Origin of the sequence: Pantoea sp. RSPAM1 (assembly GCF_038816185.1) — a bacterium.
In the GTDB taxonomy this organism is placed as follows: domain Bacteria; phylum Pseudomonadota; class Gammaproteobacteria; order Enterobacterales; family Enterobacteriaceae; genus Pantoea; species Pantoea ananatis.
Map to the genome: position 1 here is coordinate 48,192 of NZ_CP046136.1, position 14,155 is coordinate 62,346.

A 14,155-nucleotide genomic window follows, 5' to 3' on the forward strand; every position below is an offset into this window, starting at 1 on the left:
GGAGGCTGCTATGGCTGCCGAGGATCTTAGTGCTTTTTCACATCTGAGCAAGTTTTTTCCTGAACTGACTGAAATACAGGCCGCACATGTATGTATGCTTGTATTTTCATCATGGTCAGCTGAGGAAATAGCAGAATATCGTAATGTCACAGTTGACACCGTCAAAGACTCTTTAGTTGCAGCTCAGAAACGTCTGCGGGCAGATAATATGAAACTACTCAGGGGTGTAGCGATACTCCGGGTAATGATGAGTATTTCGTTTTTTATATATGGAAATAATTTGCCTTAAATCAGAATAGTGTAGAGAAACAGAAGTTTTTTAAGTTAGATAGAAATTTTTTCATAACGCTTTTTCTTATTTTACAATGACATAAATAACTACCCCCCTTTTTAGGGGGGTTTTCTTTTTAGGACCAATCTTATTTAATGCTTCCATTGCTTACACAATCTATACATTCAGTAACGGAAGAACACAGATGCCTGCACACGTTAATAAAGAAAAGGGAATTAAAGTCCTGCTGCGCCTCTCCCCAGAGGTAACCGCTATTCTGTGCCAGGCCGCAGACCGTTCCGGTCGCAGTAATACAAAAGAGGCGCTTGTGCGCCTTGAAGACCATCTTAAGTCTTTTACTGACCTCGCCACACCAGGGCGCCGGTTCAACGCTGACAGCAGCGAAACCATTATTAAATAAAACTTCCAGCCGGCACGTATTATTGCCGGCCCCCATTTTTGACTGAATATATGCGCGCATGCGCAGGGCATCGTTTTGCCTGGAATATCATCTGCTCTTTAACAATGTGCCCGCTTTTATATTCCTGACCTCAGGGTCCTCTCTTGCCGGCATGCTGTACCGGTGCGCGGAAGATGTCCGGAGGCTACGTCATGGCCTGCACTACGTCGGGAAAACAGTAAAGCTGCAGAGAAACGAGTTTACAGCATTACTGGCGGGCACCGCGCAAAGTCGGAACAGTGAAGCGTAACCGTTATACCCCTACGTACAAATTCGATGTATCCAGTTCGACCGGTGCAGTTTTACTGCATCAGGCCCCGGCGCGTTCCGCCGGGCATAACCTGTATCTGGAGAAGATTAGCCCTGCACTTGTGTGCGGTCGTGAACGGGCAGCCCTGACGGTTTCAATTCACAAAACGCACAGTGACACAGAGCAGTCTGTGCCGGCCCACTCTCGCGAGTGGGTCAGCCCGGAAAGTCTTAAACGTTTAATTAAGCGAGCGCCCGGGGACGCGGGCGTAATTAACGGGGTGATACATGCATCTTTCAAAAACAAAGCGCAAAGCGCTTCGGCAGCAATTTAAGGGATGCTGCGCTTACTGCGGGGCATCACTTCCCGCTCAGGGCTGGCATGCAGAATCAATCGGTAAAGAGTTTGTTGAAGAAGGGGTTGTTCCTGTCTGTACACTATGTCGGAAAATAAAAGGGAATGCCTCACCTGAAGAATTCAGGGCGTTGCTCGCTGAACAGGTAGAAAAGGCGCTGCGTCACAGTATCAACTTCCGGACGGCGATGCACTTCGGACTGGTAAGTCAGCAGACTAAAAAGGTTGAATTCTGGTTTCAGCGCTGCGACCCGTCGCGAAAACCGGAAGCCGACAAAGCGTCAGAGGTCACCGTTGGCGATAGCGGGTTTTCAAGAGAGCATCGCCCTGTGTTGACTGTTACGGGGACCGTCGGTAACAGCTTATGAAACGCTCTGTGTTCCTGCGTGCGTCCCTTCGTCGGGCGCTCCGAAAATGCCATCCGGATTTTCCCGCCTCCCGGTCAACCTGTTCTGACAAAGGAAAAACAGAGATGCCGGAGGACCTTATATCACGCTGTCCGTCGGCCCTCAGCAACTCCATTAAGCGCGAGTAATCTGCTTTAAGGAAACCATCATGAAACCACTTCTAATGGCTGGTCTGTTCCTGTCATTCAGTCTTTTTTTGCCAGCTGACAGCTTTGCCAGTGATACCCCGCTTAACCAAAGCGCTGTACCCGTTCCGGGTACGATTATCTGCGGTGACTGCATCAACGTAAATGTGGCCGTATGGCAGTTTAAGCCTTCTGATCTCAAAGCGCAGATCGATATGCTTGCCTCACTTTCTAAACTACAGTCTTCTCCTGTTTTCTATGGCCCGGGAAGCACGGGAGGTCCGACTGTCATCTCCCCTGGAGCGGGACACACCTTTATAGACAATATTGAGCATCTCGGTTCGCTTCAACAGAGGCTCGACTGGAAGGCTGTTACACTGTCCGGTCATCCGTTGCCTCTGGCCATTAGTTCTTTAGCCGGGAATTACAGCGCCGTTCTCACCATTAAAAACTTGCGCCAGTCATGGAATCCTCAACCTTTTACCGGACTGGTTCGTTTATCCCTTCGTGCTGATGCTCCGGCAAATGGTAATTTTGAGACTCTGGCCAGCGCGGGGCAGGTGTTGGTCATTAATGGAAGTGAGATCCTCAACATGCAGCCCTTATCTGATGGCAGTTACATTATCTGGATCATTCAGGCTAACCTCTTGTAATACACCTGGGCCGGATTTTGTTCCGGCCACTGATTTCGATAATTTCTGCAACGCACAGCCCGCTGGTAACAGTGGTCTGTGCGTTGTGGTGAATGCGGCCAGCGCACGCGGGAAAACCAGCAGCGAAAACTCACTTTACGTCAAGTCTGAAGTCACCGTCCCGGGTTTGCTGGTTTACACGGGACACCGGGAGGCACCCGGCACCATGACACCCTTTTCAACACGGAGTGGCACCCCATGAAGCAGTAGCACGGTCAGACCGTGGCCGGATGAGCCAGTGCAGCCGTCATGAGGCTGCCCCGAGTCCCCCGAGGGAGCCAGATGCAGGTACGAACTGCACCACACGCTGGTGAGGGTTAATAAAGTAGAAGAAGGTGTGCCGGTAAAGCAGCGCGACGGCCAGACGCGCACCGGTTATCAGCGGCAACAACGCGACGTGCACCCAAGGGCATGGGCGTGGCCACTACGGTAGTGGCGACCAGTTTACCTGTCATTTCCAGCAAGCCGTATCTTCCCTGCTATCCGGAGTCTTCACTATGTCATTTACCGAACGGGCAGGGCTGCTATCGGCTCTGCTGCTGGCCGGCTGTGCTTCGCCAACCACTGTTCCCGGCACTCCATCAGGCAATGTGGTTGACGGTCTGCTCACACGTAGTTCTGCTGACATTATGGCGATGCAGTATCGTGTATATCAGACCGGCCCCACAGCTATTCGACCTCAGTCTGCTTCATCTTTATCTTCTGCGCTTCCGGGGCCTTCAAGTCTGGTCGGAACTTCAGATCCGAAAAGCAGTATCTTTCCAAAGGCGCACCCTCAGAAACAGCCCGCACCAGTTCAGTCAGACGGTTTTGTCAGGCTGAATGGCGCGGCACCAACGCTGAGGACTGCACTCAGGAAAATTGTACCGTCAGAAAATAAGGTGGAATTCAGTCCGGATGTTAAACCTGACACACCGGAGCTCTGGCAATGGACCGGCAACGATCGCTGGCCATTCGTCGTCAACAAAATGCTGGCATCTCGCGGACTGAAAGCGACGATAAATGCAAAAAATAAAACTATTACCATCGAAGCCGTGCAACATGCTCAGTCCGCTGGAAAAGTTATCTCTCCTGCAGTGCCGCCAGCTTCTCCACCGATAAAGGGTGTTGCTGTATCTGCTAAGCCTGGCAGAAAGCCGGTAAGAGGACGTAACCCGTTCCATGATGATCAGGCTGCGGAAAAAACAACCACTGCATCGAAGCCAGGCGCGCCGAACGAGCTGGTCAAAGCGCCGGTAATGCCAGCCAAAGCACCAGTTCCCGTTCGTCACTGGCAGATAGAACCTGGTGTCACACTGAAGGACTGGCTTTTCAGTAAAGCGGCCAGTGAGCCCTGCAGTGTTCCTGGTATCAAATACTGGACAGTTGCATGGGCCACGCCGGTGAATTACCGGATAGATGCACCACTCAGTTTTGACGGAAGTTTCCGTGAAATGCTGAATGGACTCTTCACGCTTTATGGCACCGCAAAAGTTCCTCTGTACGCAGGAACGCGTTCAGAGCAGTGCGTGGTGTCCGTGGACGATAAGGAGGTGCATTGATGATCATGTACTGGCTGCTTGTTCTGTTTGCAGGGTGGTTTGCTTTTGGTCCGTCAACAGAGCAGCGGGCTGTTCAGCAGGCAGGACAGATTCAGGATCAGACGCTGAGCATTCAGGCCACGCAGATGGTGCGATACATGAACCGTATCAATGACTGGCGCTACGATAATCCCGGCGCAGACAATCAAAGTGTCAGCGATGCTCAGCTTACTGGCTGGAACAGCGTCCCGGGCCTTAACAACTTTATCTACGGCGGCAGGACTTTTGTCTGGCGAGCCGGCCAACCCGGACTGATGTCCGCGCTACTTACCCAAACCCGCCAGTCTGCCCTTGTCGGACGCGTTGCATCGCGTCGGTTACTGGACAGCAACGGTATCGATATGCAAATCAGTGTCCCAGACGCGATAGCCGAATCCAGCGTGGTATGGGTTAACTAATTTCCTCAAGGCTGCGATGCGGCTTCCGGAGTTCCTCATGAATCAAGTTCTCAACAGGGCAGATGCCCCTGTATCTCGACACGCCGACATGTATCTGGAGGCTCTGGATGCAGTGCTGTCCGGGCATCTTATACATACCTCGAGTATTGGCTGTAACGGGCTGGCGACGCTGAAGCGAATTCAGGCAATTCAGGCGAACGCAATTGATACAGCTAAGTTTTCCAACTCTATCAGGGCTAAACAGTCATGAAACCTTTAAAGCAATTCACGTTGCTCACGGTGGCATTGTGCTTTCTCGTCAGTGGATGCAGTACGCTTGAGCGGGTAGATGCAACTCAAAAAAGAGCAGCAGTTCATGAGGCGCAGGCCGATTCGTACAAGCGCGCACTGGACAGCGGTCAGGTCGTGCGGGAAATCTCCTCACAGTGGATCAATCCGGTTCCGCTTGGCGGAGTCGCTGGCCAGCGGTCAGAACTTCCACCGTGTGTGGTCAGGATTAACAGACCAGGCATGGTTTCTCTGGCCTATGTCAGTTCATTCATAACCGATCAGTGCCGTATCCCTGTAGTTGTCACTCCAGACGCTCAGGCCACTCTGGCAGGCAGCAGTGATTCAGGCGGTAAGACAGAGAAAATAAGCGGCCCGCTGCCGTCTCCTGACGCGAGTGGAATGGTCCCTCTGGCCTCTATGGGACAGGTCGGTACTCGCCCTGTCGCTGTCCCCCAGAGTGAAGGAGGCCTTCGGGGCGTCAACTGGAACGGCTCTCTGAGTGGGCTGCTAGATAACGTTACGACGCGTCTCGGGCTGTCGTGGCGTTATGAATATGGCCACATAGCGATTTTCTGGCTCGATACCCGAAACTTCGCCATTAACTTCATGGACAGTGACGCAAGCTTCGCATCGAAAACGGTGAGTGGCACCACGAGCTCCACCGCCAGCGGAGGGAACAGTACTGGCGATAACAGCACCAGTCAGACCACGACAGCAACCATTAAATCCAACATCTTTAAAGACGTAGATAACACGGTGAAGTCGATGCTGACGCCGGGCTCCGGGCGTCAGAATCTCTCTGCCGGCGTGCTGACGGTGACCGATACACCGCGCGTACTGGACGCCATTGGACGCTACATAGACGATCGTAACCGTGAGCTTAATCGGCAGGTGATGATTTCGGTCAAGGTCTACAGCGTGGTGAACCGACACCAGAACCAGCTGGGTATCGACTGGAACGCGGTACTGAACACTGGCAGTGTCGGCCTGTCCCTGACCAGCCCGTTCACTGGGGCAGCCTCTGATGCGCTGAGCGGCGGCATGGCCATTCTGGACGGTAAGGGACAGGGTACTCAGATGTTCCTGAAAGCGCTGGACGAGCAGGCGAAGCTCAGCGTGGTAACAACAGCTTCTGCGCTGACCACCAACCTGTCTGCTGTTCCCGTTCAGAACGCCATACAGCAGGACTACGTACCAAACATCAGCACCAGTCAGACGGCGAACGTCGGAACCAGTACCTCCATTACCAAAGAAACTATCACCACCGGCTTTAACATGACAGCGCTGCCGCTGCTGTTCCCGAACTCGCCAAAGATGCAACTGGAGTTTTCCATCAGCATGTCAGAAGACCCCGTTTTTACGGACTTCACGTCTGGAACGCAAAAATCGCAACTCGCCAGGACCACACCTAAGACGATTGTTCAGCGCGTCATTATGCAGTCAGGCCAGACACTGGTGCTGAGCGGTTATGAGCAACTGAGCGACTCGGCCAACCGCCAGGGTACAGGCAGCTACAGCTTCTTTGGTCTGGGCGGTGGCGCGCGCGGCGACGACAGCCGACGCATGTTCATCATCCTCGTTACGCCTGTGGTGCTGGGTTAAGGAGACATTATGGCGTCAGAAATGAAGACAGAGGATGCAGTAAGCTTCGTCCCCGTGGGTAAATTTGTACTTGTGGCAGGCTTACAATGGCACTGGGTGTCTGTTCGTGGGCGCCGGCGTATGCGCATTGAGGCCCGGGACATGTATGCAGGTCACTGGCTGGCGTTGCCCGGTGGAACTACTGATGATCCAGGGACCTGGTTAGGATGTCTGTCCAGTGAAGCCCTGCCCATTCCTAAAGGTAAGCGTCCGGCTTCACTGGCTGTGGCCTTGCTCGGGAACGTGCCAGCTGACTGCTGGGGGGTGTTTATCCTTCCAGGGGGGCTGTGCTGGTTCATGGCTGTAACAGGCGGCCATCCTTCTCCTTATGGCGACGTCACGGGGAATGCTGAAACGGTCATCAGAGCTGCGGAACGGTTCTGCGCGACTTCCCCTGCGCCACCATCCGGATGGACGGTATTTGATCCTGACGGCCTCATGGCCAAGCCTGAAGCCCGAAAGGAACCTCTTGCAGCGCTGCTCCCGACTGCAGTGCCAAAACAGGCCAGGTTGCTTAAAACAGAAGACCGTACGACAACCTGGGTCGTCATGCTGATGTTGGTGGGGGCGGTTGCAGTCTGGTACGGCAACTATTTGCTTGAGGCCAAAAAAAAGGCAGAACACGACGCATGGGTTCAGGCTGAGTTAATCCGGACGCGAGAAGCGGCAGAATTGAGACCCGGGAGCCTTAAAAAGCCCTGGGGCGGCATGCCTGACTTTTCAGAAATGCTCAATGCCTGTGTGAAAGAATGGCGTGAAGCACCCCTGTCTATAGCAGGCTGGGTTTTCAGCAGAGCTACGTGTGAGTCCTCCGGGCAAATGACGCTTCACTATGCGCTCCCGGATGGTGGGACGGTTGGAGATTTTGCCGCCCGGCTGCCGCAGCTCTACGGGCCGGCGAAACAGGCTTTTTTTAATATGCCTGGCCCGTCAGATGACGCCTCGTTCAAAGAAGATGTTCACTTTATTTCCTCTGCGCCAGAGGCGCTGCTGCCGGGTGACGAACAGCTTCGAAGGATGACCAGCTACGCGCAGCGCCTTCGGGCAAGTCTGCGGTTCAGTGAGCCTTCACTGTTGGTGCAAAACGTTGGCAATGAAAGCGTTCCTCTTCCATGGAAGAAATACACCTTCACGTTCATTACCGATATCCCGCCTGACAGGCTGTTTGATGCCTCGCGTTTTCCAGGCAACGGGCTGCGGCTGAGTTCTGTCAAAGCCGAACTGCACAGCAGCCGGCTGACCTATACCCTCGAAGGAATGCTCTATGCAGAGAAATAAGTGGCGTTACCTGCTGCTGTCCGCGCTGATGACCAGCCAGCTGGTCACCGCCAGCCAGCAGGATGTGAACAGACCGGGGCAAAATGAGATGCACAATCCGGCTACTGAAGCAGCACCTGCACCGGCAGCAGCTCAGCCCGGTACTCTCAGTCGGGACAACAGTATGGGAAGGCTTGAGGATATTCAGGCCAAGACATTGCTGTACGAAGCACAACTTGCGCAGGCCAAGGCGCTTAACGAACTGCAGAAAAACGGATATGACGCGGTGTTAGGTGCCCCCTTCAATCCTCAACCGGCAACTACCGCGCTGAAGGATACAGCCTCAGCCAAACCGGCACAGGAGAGCAAAACGCTGCCTCTCATTGTCGAGATATCCGGCGGGCAGCAACTTTCAGCCACTTTACAGCTCGATAGCGGTAACCAGGTGCGTGTCCAGGCAGGAAGCCGCATACCGGGAACCTCCTGGACGGTGGCAAAGATCACTTTCAGTGAAGTGACCGTCAGTAGTCCTGATAAAGGACTCATCTCTCTGGCCTTTGTGGGGTAATACCGATGGAGTTTAGTGAAGAGAGTGTCAGCTGGTTATATCTGGATGAGAGTGTTCCTGGACAGGAACGGCTTTATGTATCAAATGAACACCGAACCCGCCCTGCTGTTATGTCTGAAATCGCCCGTGCGATGAGGACCCGCCCTGAGATCGATTTGAAACCTGTCCACCTGAGTGAGTTGCGAAAACTTCAGTCGGGTCGAAAAGGGCTTGTCGTTTCAGAAGACTGGTCTGCTGAGCAAAGGAAAGTGGTGGAATACCTGGGGCGAGCGGGCGAAGCTCACGCATCAGATTTGCACATGCTTATTGGTGTAGGGGACGTTACGGCGATGGTATTCCGGGTCCATGGTGATCTGGAACTGCAGTCAGAGCTTACTTTCGATGAAGGCATGAGCCTTGCTTCAACGATCGTCATGTCCATGTTCGACAGCGGGCCACAGCAGTTCAGTGCCAGTGATGAGCAGGATGGACGGCTACGTAACGAGTTTGTGAAGGATATCGGTCTCTATGCAGCCCGTTACTCGGCTGTACCAACTGAGTCGGGTCTCTACGTGGTGCTCCGTATCATTCTTGATGAAAGCGACGATATCCCCTCACTCGATGTGCTGGGTTACCTGCCAGAACAGCAGAAACTCATTCGCCGGATGCTTAAGCGACCAGAAGGGATCATGATCACTGCGGGCCCCACAGGCTCCGGTAAAAGCACAACGATGCGTACGTTCTGCCAGATGTATATTGAAGAGACTAAAGGCAAACGGAGGCTGATTACTGTTGAAGATCCTGTTGAAGGAAAAGTTAAAGGTGCTGTTCAGACCACTATCATTGCTGACCGCAATGACCCGGAATCAGTAACGCGGGCCTGGCAACGTCGCCTTGCCGCGCTTAAGCGACTCGATTACAACGCCGCGGTGGTTGGTGAAATAAGGGATACCTGGTCAGCCAACGCCAGTATCAGTGAAGCGAAGAGTGGCACTCTTGTGGAGACAACCACGCACGCTAATGATGCCACCGGCATTATTGATCGCCTTACAGATACCCTCGGGATTGCTCCAGGCATGGTAATGGACCCCCAGGTCGTGATAGGCCTCATCGCACAGCGTCTTGTGCAAATACTTTGCCCTTCATGCAAAAAGAAATGGGAAGACGTCAGGGATCATCTCACTGAAGATGACCGTGAGCTTGTTGAAGCTCACTGCGACCTTGAGACCGTTGCATTCCGTAATCATGATGGCTGCACCGCTCCTGGCTGCTGGCATGGTATTACAGGGCGTAAAGTCATCGCTGAAGTTATTCGACCGGATGCCCGTTTCATGCAGCTTTACCGGGAGCGAAGTAAGCTTGTCGCGCGCAGCTACTGGGTTCATCACATGAGCGGCATTACCCGCGGTATGCATCTCAAACGCTACATTGCTGCAGGTTTAGTTGACCCCATTGACTCCGATAAATTCAGTCCTCTCGACGACGACGATCTGAATATCCTGCCTGCTGATGAACTGCAACTGATACTGCAGAGAGGGTATGTATGACTGATCTTATCCGGTTATTGCGGGAACGATTTAAAGGTTCAATGGCAAAAGGAACAGCCCGTTCCGATGGATTGGGCCGCTGGATTGCAAAAAAAACCTTCGGCACCAGTGACCGCACGACTTTATATGAGGATCTGGCCTTTTTACTTGAGAATAATCAAAAGACGGAAGACGCTGTCGCTGGCATGCAGCGCAGCCGGCGTCGTAAAAACGACCCCTTACTGCTGTGCCTCAAAGACATAAGTCATGCACTGAAGCGTGGGCGTGGACTGGATGGGGGACTTGATGGCTGGGTTCCCAGGCAAGAAGTGACCATTCTCAGAGCCGGGCGGGAAGCGAAAGATCTGCGCGGGGCTTTGTTAAGAGCAATCGAAGTTGTGAAAGGTATTGGAGAAATGAAAGTCACCGCGCTGGCTAACCTCAGTTATCCGGTGATGTTGCTCTCAGGCACTTTTTACATGATGAAAATGGTGCATGACCGTTTTCTGCCGCGTCTCATGCAACTCAGTCCTGTAGAAAACTGGGTAGGATCACTCTGGTGGCTGGGCTCTCTTACAAATTTTTTCGTGGATAACCGCTACGTGTTAGGTGCAGGTTTATTTGCATTTACTGCCTGGGTTATATGGTCGCTTCCCCGGCTGACCGGCTATGTCAGAAGCAAATTCCTAGACCATATCTTTCCATGGAGTCTCTACCGAGAAATGCAGGGGGTGTCATTTTTACTGAATCTCAGCGCTCTACTGCGTGCTCAGGTCAGAACTGAAGATGCACTGGATAAACTCAGCAGGCATGCTCCTCCCTGGTTGTATGAGCGACTTGTTGCCACCAAACGTCAGGTTGCTAAAGGTAAACATCTGGGGCTTGCTTTGGCTGACAGCGGATATGCTTTTCCATCGCGTGAGGCGATTGACCGTCTCATCATGCTTACTTCTGGCCCTGGAGGTGAGGATAACATTGAAAACTTTGCGCGTATGTGGCTGAAAAAATCCATAAGCCGCATCAAACGTGTCTGCACATTGTTTCAGCTGGCAGGCATGCTCGTTACAGCCGGTTATCTCCTGCTTACCTTCATAGCAACTCAAGATCTGAACAGCATCATCAGTAATCGTTAAATTACTCACCCAAAAGAGGTTCCACCATGTTTCTATCTCTGAAACGCCCTTCGGTTCACCGAGGGGCTCTCACTTTGCCTGAAGCTATTATCGTCAGCGCCATTTCAATGGTTATCCTGGTCGCTATATATGGCTCCGGAAATGGTCTTTTTAACTCAACCGATTATTCCGAGGAAATGTCTAATGCCAGCGCGATTATGACTAATGCCCGAGGAATGCTGAAAACCGGTGGCGCTTATCAGTTCAGTGGTGCGTCGGACATGACCGGAGCACTTATAAAATTTGGTGGCGCACCCGGGAGTATGGCTGTTATCGGAACCAAAGCATCGGGAAGTGCTTCCCTGAATAACACCTGGGGTGGGGCAGTGACTGTTCAGCCAGTCAGTACAAGCGGCGGACAGAACACGGCCTTTTCATTGACCTACATGAAAGTACCGGTTGAAGCCTGCTCACAAATGGTGCAAAAGCTCAGCACAGCCAATAACGTCGCATCAACCACTATTAACGGTTCTGTGACCAGTGGTGTGGTAAGTGCAGCCGTTGCCGTTGCTCAGTGTAGCGCTAACAGTGGTTCTGACGGGACTAACACAATCGTGTTTACCAGTAATACCTGATGAAAAGCCGGGGTGTAACCCCGGCATCTTACAGGGTGGATTACGCACTATGAACAGACTTCTGTCCCTGCTTTTAGCCGCAGGGCTCTGGCTTACATTTGCTCAGCCTGCACAGGCCTTCTGCTACAAAGAGGCTGGCGAAAGGTACCATATTGATCCCCTCCTTCTTCGCGCGATTAGCAAAGTGGAAAGCCGCTTTAACCCCGGGGCTATCAATTATAACCGCGATAAGAAGGGGCGTATCACAAGCCGGGATTACGGCCTGATGCAGATAAACTCTACCCAATTGCCTAAATTACGAGCCATGGGCGTGCTTAACAACGAGCAGGATCTGCTTACTAAACCCTGCCTGAACGTGATGGTTGGTGCATGGGTTCTTGCGCGCCATCTGCAGGTGTGTGGTGTTACCTGGGAATGCCTCGGAAGTTATAACGCTGGCTTTGCCGATGACAACTCAGCTCGCCGCATGATCTATGCGCGCAAAGTTTATGCCGAATACCTGGCCAGTCGCTGACCTTTCACCGGAACACCTAAATGACTTCATCTCCAGACGGCGCAACGTTCGGGATATGGATAGCCGTTTGCTCTGGGCTGTTCGTATTGCAGGCCTACAGGGCAAGCCGCTTTTTACATACATTCAAGGGTCCTCCTCTTTCAGTATTTCAGCTGGCACCTGTAGCACTGGTCTACTTCATTTGTACCGGCTGGTTACTTACATACCCAGGCAGCCTGTCAGCAACCACAGTCTGGCGTAGCGTCGTATTGTTAGTGTTTGCAGTCCCCATGATTCTTACAGATCTCCGCTGCCAGTGGCTGCCAATGCGCTATACGGTTGCCTTCTGGTCAGGAGGATTGCTTTCCTCTGCTCTGCCGGGTGCAGTCCTGACATGGCCAGAGGCGTTAAAAGCGAGCGTAACTGCGTTCTGCCTTTCGGCAGCAGTAAGGTGGGTTGCCAACTATCGCCATCGTAAGGAGCGCATGGGACTGGGAGACGTCTACCTTATGGCCGGACTGTGCGCCTGGATGCCGTGGAGAAGTGCATGCTATGCAGCATCCGGAGGACTCATCTTATGCTGCGTGTGCGCCATTCTGACCCGCGAAACCTCTAAACCCTTTGCGCCAGCCCTGTTCGGTTACCTCAGCGGCGTATGCCTTTTCTACCCACAACTACTGGCCGGAGTGCTCTGATGAAATTTTTGCCACGTAAACCGCGTTCAGTGCATCGCGGCGGTATGCTGCTGCAACTCATAATGGTGTTAGCCATTGTATTAATGGTTTTACCGGGCTCCATGGACAGGTATGCCGAGAACCAGCAGGAAAAAGTCTGGACGGGGGTTGCTTCTCACCTCAGCTTTGTGGCGCAGGCGGGGAAACGCTATATCCGTGATAACCGTGACACCCTTCTAAATCAGGTGGGCTCTGGGCCAGTCACGATCTCAGGCGCGACACTTAAGGCTCAGGGATATTTACCTGCCGGATTTTCACTGACCAATGACAGCGGACAAGCCTATCAACTGGCGATCGCTAGAGACCCGGGGCAGGCCGGGCAACTGGTTGCATTTGTACTGACAACTGGCGGAAGCGATATTCCTTACAAGGGCTTGCGTCAGATAGCGGCTGATTCCGAAGGCATGGGCGGTTATATCTGGCCATCAAATATGGCTATTGGTGCTGATGGCGGATGGCAGGCCAGACTCACCGACTATGGACTTAGCGCGCAGCAGGGCAGACTGGCAGCTTTCCTTTCTGCAGACGCGTTGGGCACTGATGCAGACGAAAGCGACAGGCTTTATCGCTATCAGGTTAATGGACGACCAGACCTGAATCGTATGCATACCGCGATTGACATGAACGGGAACAATATTAATAACGGCGGCACAGTGAATGCGGCCACCGGCGCCTTTACCGGTGATGTGAATGCCGGGAATAACGTCAATGCGAGTAACGGCATTACTGCAAATAACGATATCCGAAGCAACAATGGCTGGGTCATTACGCGCGGGGGGAAAGGCTGGCTGAACGAAACTTACGGTGGTGGGTTCTACATGTCGGACAATGACTGGGTTCGTTCGGTGAACAATAAAAATATTTATACCGGCGGTCAGATCAGGGGTAACTATCTCAGCTCAGAAGCCAACATCAATGTCGGGGGCCAGCTGGAACTCAATCAGGTGAACAGTCCCGATACCTGGTGTCCCCGAAACGGGAACATCAGCCGCGACGGGTCAGGTGGATTGCTCAACTGTAAGGACAACAAATGGCAAGGCGTCAAATCCAATGGTCAGTATAACGGTATTGGTTACTTTACTGGTCAGTATAACGGATATAACAGTTCGTCTTATACGCTCACTGTTTATGCGACCGGCGGGCAATCCACCGTGCATAAACAGATAAACGATGGTGACTGTTCAAACACAATGGATCTTCAGGGTTGGGCCGGTGGGGTCCCGGTAGCCTCAATGACAAATAATAATGTTGGCTGGGCTAAATCGGGATTCATCACGTTCCAGGTGCCAGCTAATACTGGTTATCAGGTCGTTTCAAACCCTCTGGCCATGTATGGCTGCAATCCCGGCACATTTAATCTCTACACCTACCAGTAATCAGCTCACTTAGTTTATTTCAGACAA

General features: G+C 52.7%; 16 protein-coding genes. All 16 read left to right on the forward strand.

Going from position 1 to position 14,155, the window contains the following annotated elements; all coding sequences use genetic code 11:
- Positions 1-10 precede the first annotated feature (10 nt).
- The 16 genes from GKC68_RS00295 to pilV all read left to right on the forward strand — a co-directional run bounded on the left by GKC68_RS00295 (position 11) and on the right by pilV (position 14,128).
- A complete protein-coding gene (locus GKC68_RS00295) occupies positions 11-289 on the forward strand; it encodes a TraJ protein (RefSeq protein WP_324022273.1) in 279 nt (92 codons plus the stop codon).
- Positions 290-476: 187 nt separating this feature from the next.
- The gene (locus tag GKC68_RS00300) at positions 477-692 is read left to right on the forward strand and encodes a TraY domain-containing protein (protein WP_342656069.1); all 216 of its coding nucleotides are present in this window, start codon (positions 477-479) and stop codon (positions 690-692) included.
- A 576-nt stretch (positions 693-1,268) separates the two neighbouring features.
- Positions 1,269-1,703 carry an HNH endonuclease gene (locus GKC68_RS00305; protein WP_342656070.1) on the forward strand — a complete coding sequence of 145 codons (435 nt, stop codon included), beginning with the start codon at positions 1,269-1,271 and terminating at the stop codon, positions 1,701-1,703.
- 187 nt (positions 1,704-1,890) lie between these two features.
- Positions 1,891-2,520, forward strand: coding sequence for a hypothetical protein (locus tag GKC68_RS00310; RefSeq protein WP_342656071.1), 630 nt, complete (start codon positions 1,891-1,893; stop codon positions 2,518-2,520).
- Positions 2,521-3,056: 536 nt separating this feature from the next.
- Complete coding sequence (locus tag GKC68_RS00315; protein WP_342656072.1) at positions 3,057-4,100, forward strand: TcpQ domain-containing protein; 1,044 nt, start codon at positions 3,057-3,059, stop codon at positions 4,098-4,100.
- Positions 4,100-4,537 carry a type IV pilus biogenesis protein PilM gene (gene pilM, locus GKC68_RS00320; protein WP_324022282.1) on the forward strand — a complete coding sequence of 146 codons (438 nt, stop codon included), beginning with the start codon at positions 4,100-4,102 and terminating at the stop codon, positions 4,535-4,537. The genes GKC68_RS00315 and pilM overlap by 1 nt, the downstream gene beginning before the upstream one ends.
- Before the next feature lie 37 nt (positions 4,538-4,574).
- A complete protein-coding gene (locus GKC68_RS00325; RefSeq protein WP_324022284.1) occupies positions 4,575-4,787 on the forward strand; it encodes a hypothetical protein in 213 nt (70 codons plus the stop codon).
- On the forward strand, positions 4,784-6,409 hold the full coding sequence (locus GKC68_RS00330; RefSeq protein WP_342656073.1) for a PilN family type IVB pilus formation outer membrane protein: 1,626 nt from the start codon (positions 4,784-4,786) through the stop codon (positions 6,407-6,409). The genes GKC68_RS00325 and GKC68_RS00330 overlap by 4 nt, the downstream gene beginning before the upstream one ends.
- A gap of 9 nt (positions 6,410-6,418) precedes the next feature.
- A complete protein-coding gene (gene pilO2, locus GKC68_RS00335; protein ID WP_324022287.1) occupies positions 6,419-7,726 on the forward strand; it encodes a type 4b pilus protein PilO2 in 1,308 nt (435 codons plus the stop codon).
- Complete coding sequence (pilP, locus tag GKC68_RS00340) at positions 7,713-8,273, forward strand: type IV pilus biogenesis protein PilP (protein ID WP_342656074.1); 561 nt, start codon at positions 7,713-7,715, stop codon at positions 8,271-8,273. Before pilO2 ends, pilP begins: the two co-directional genes overlap by 14 nt.
- A gap of 5 nt (positions 8,274-8,278) precedes the next feature.
- Positions 8,279-9,799, forward strand: coding sequence for an ATPase, T2SS/T4P/T4SS family (locus tag GKC68_RS00345; RefSeq protein WP_342656075.1), 1,521 nt, complete (start codon positions 8,279-8,281; stop codon positions 9,797-9,799).
- Complete coding sequence (locus GKC68_RS00350; protein WP_342656076.1) at positions 9,796-10,911, forward strand: type II secretion system F family protein; 1,116 nt, start codon at positions 9,796-9,798, stop codon at positions 10,909-10,911. Before GKC68_RS00345 ends, GKC68_RS00350 begins: the two co-directional genes overlap by 4 nt.
- A gap of 74 nt (positions 10,912-10,985) precedes the next feature.
- Positions 10,986-11,525 (forward strand): type 4 pilus major pilin, encoded by a 540-nt coding sequence (locus tag GKC68_RS00355; RefSeq protein ID WP_342656077.1) that lies wholly within the window; start codon positions 10,986-10,988, stop codon positions 11,523-11,525.
- 49 nt (positions 11,526-11,574) lie between these two features.
- A complete protein-coding gene (locus tag GKC68_RS00360) occupies positions 11,575-12,039 on the forward strand; it encodes a lytic transglycosylase domain-containing protein (protein WP_128392594.1) in 465 nt (154 codons plus the stop codon).
- A gap of 305 nt (positions 12,040-12,344) precedes the next feature.
- On the forward strand, positions 12,345-12,713 hold the full coding sequence (locus GKC68_RS00365) for a prepilin peptidase (protein ID WP_342656078.1): 369 nt from the start codon (positions 12,345-12,347) through the stop codon (positions 12,711-12,713).
- A complete protein-coding gene (gene pilV, locus GKC68_RS00370) occupies positions 12,713-14,128 on the forward strand; it encodes a shufflon system plasmid conjugative transfer pilus tip adhesin PilV (protein ID WP_342656079.1) in 1,416 nt (471 codons plus the stop codon). Before GKC68_RS00365 ends, pilV begins: the two co-directional genes overlap by 1 nt.
- Positions 14,129-14,155 lie beyond the last annotated feature (27 nt).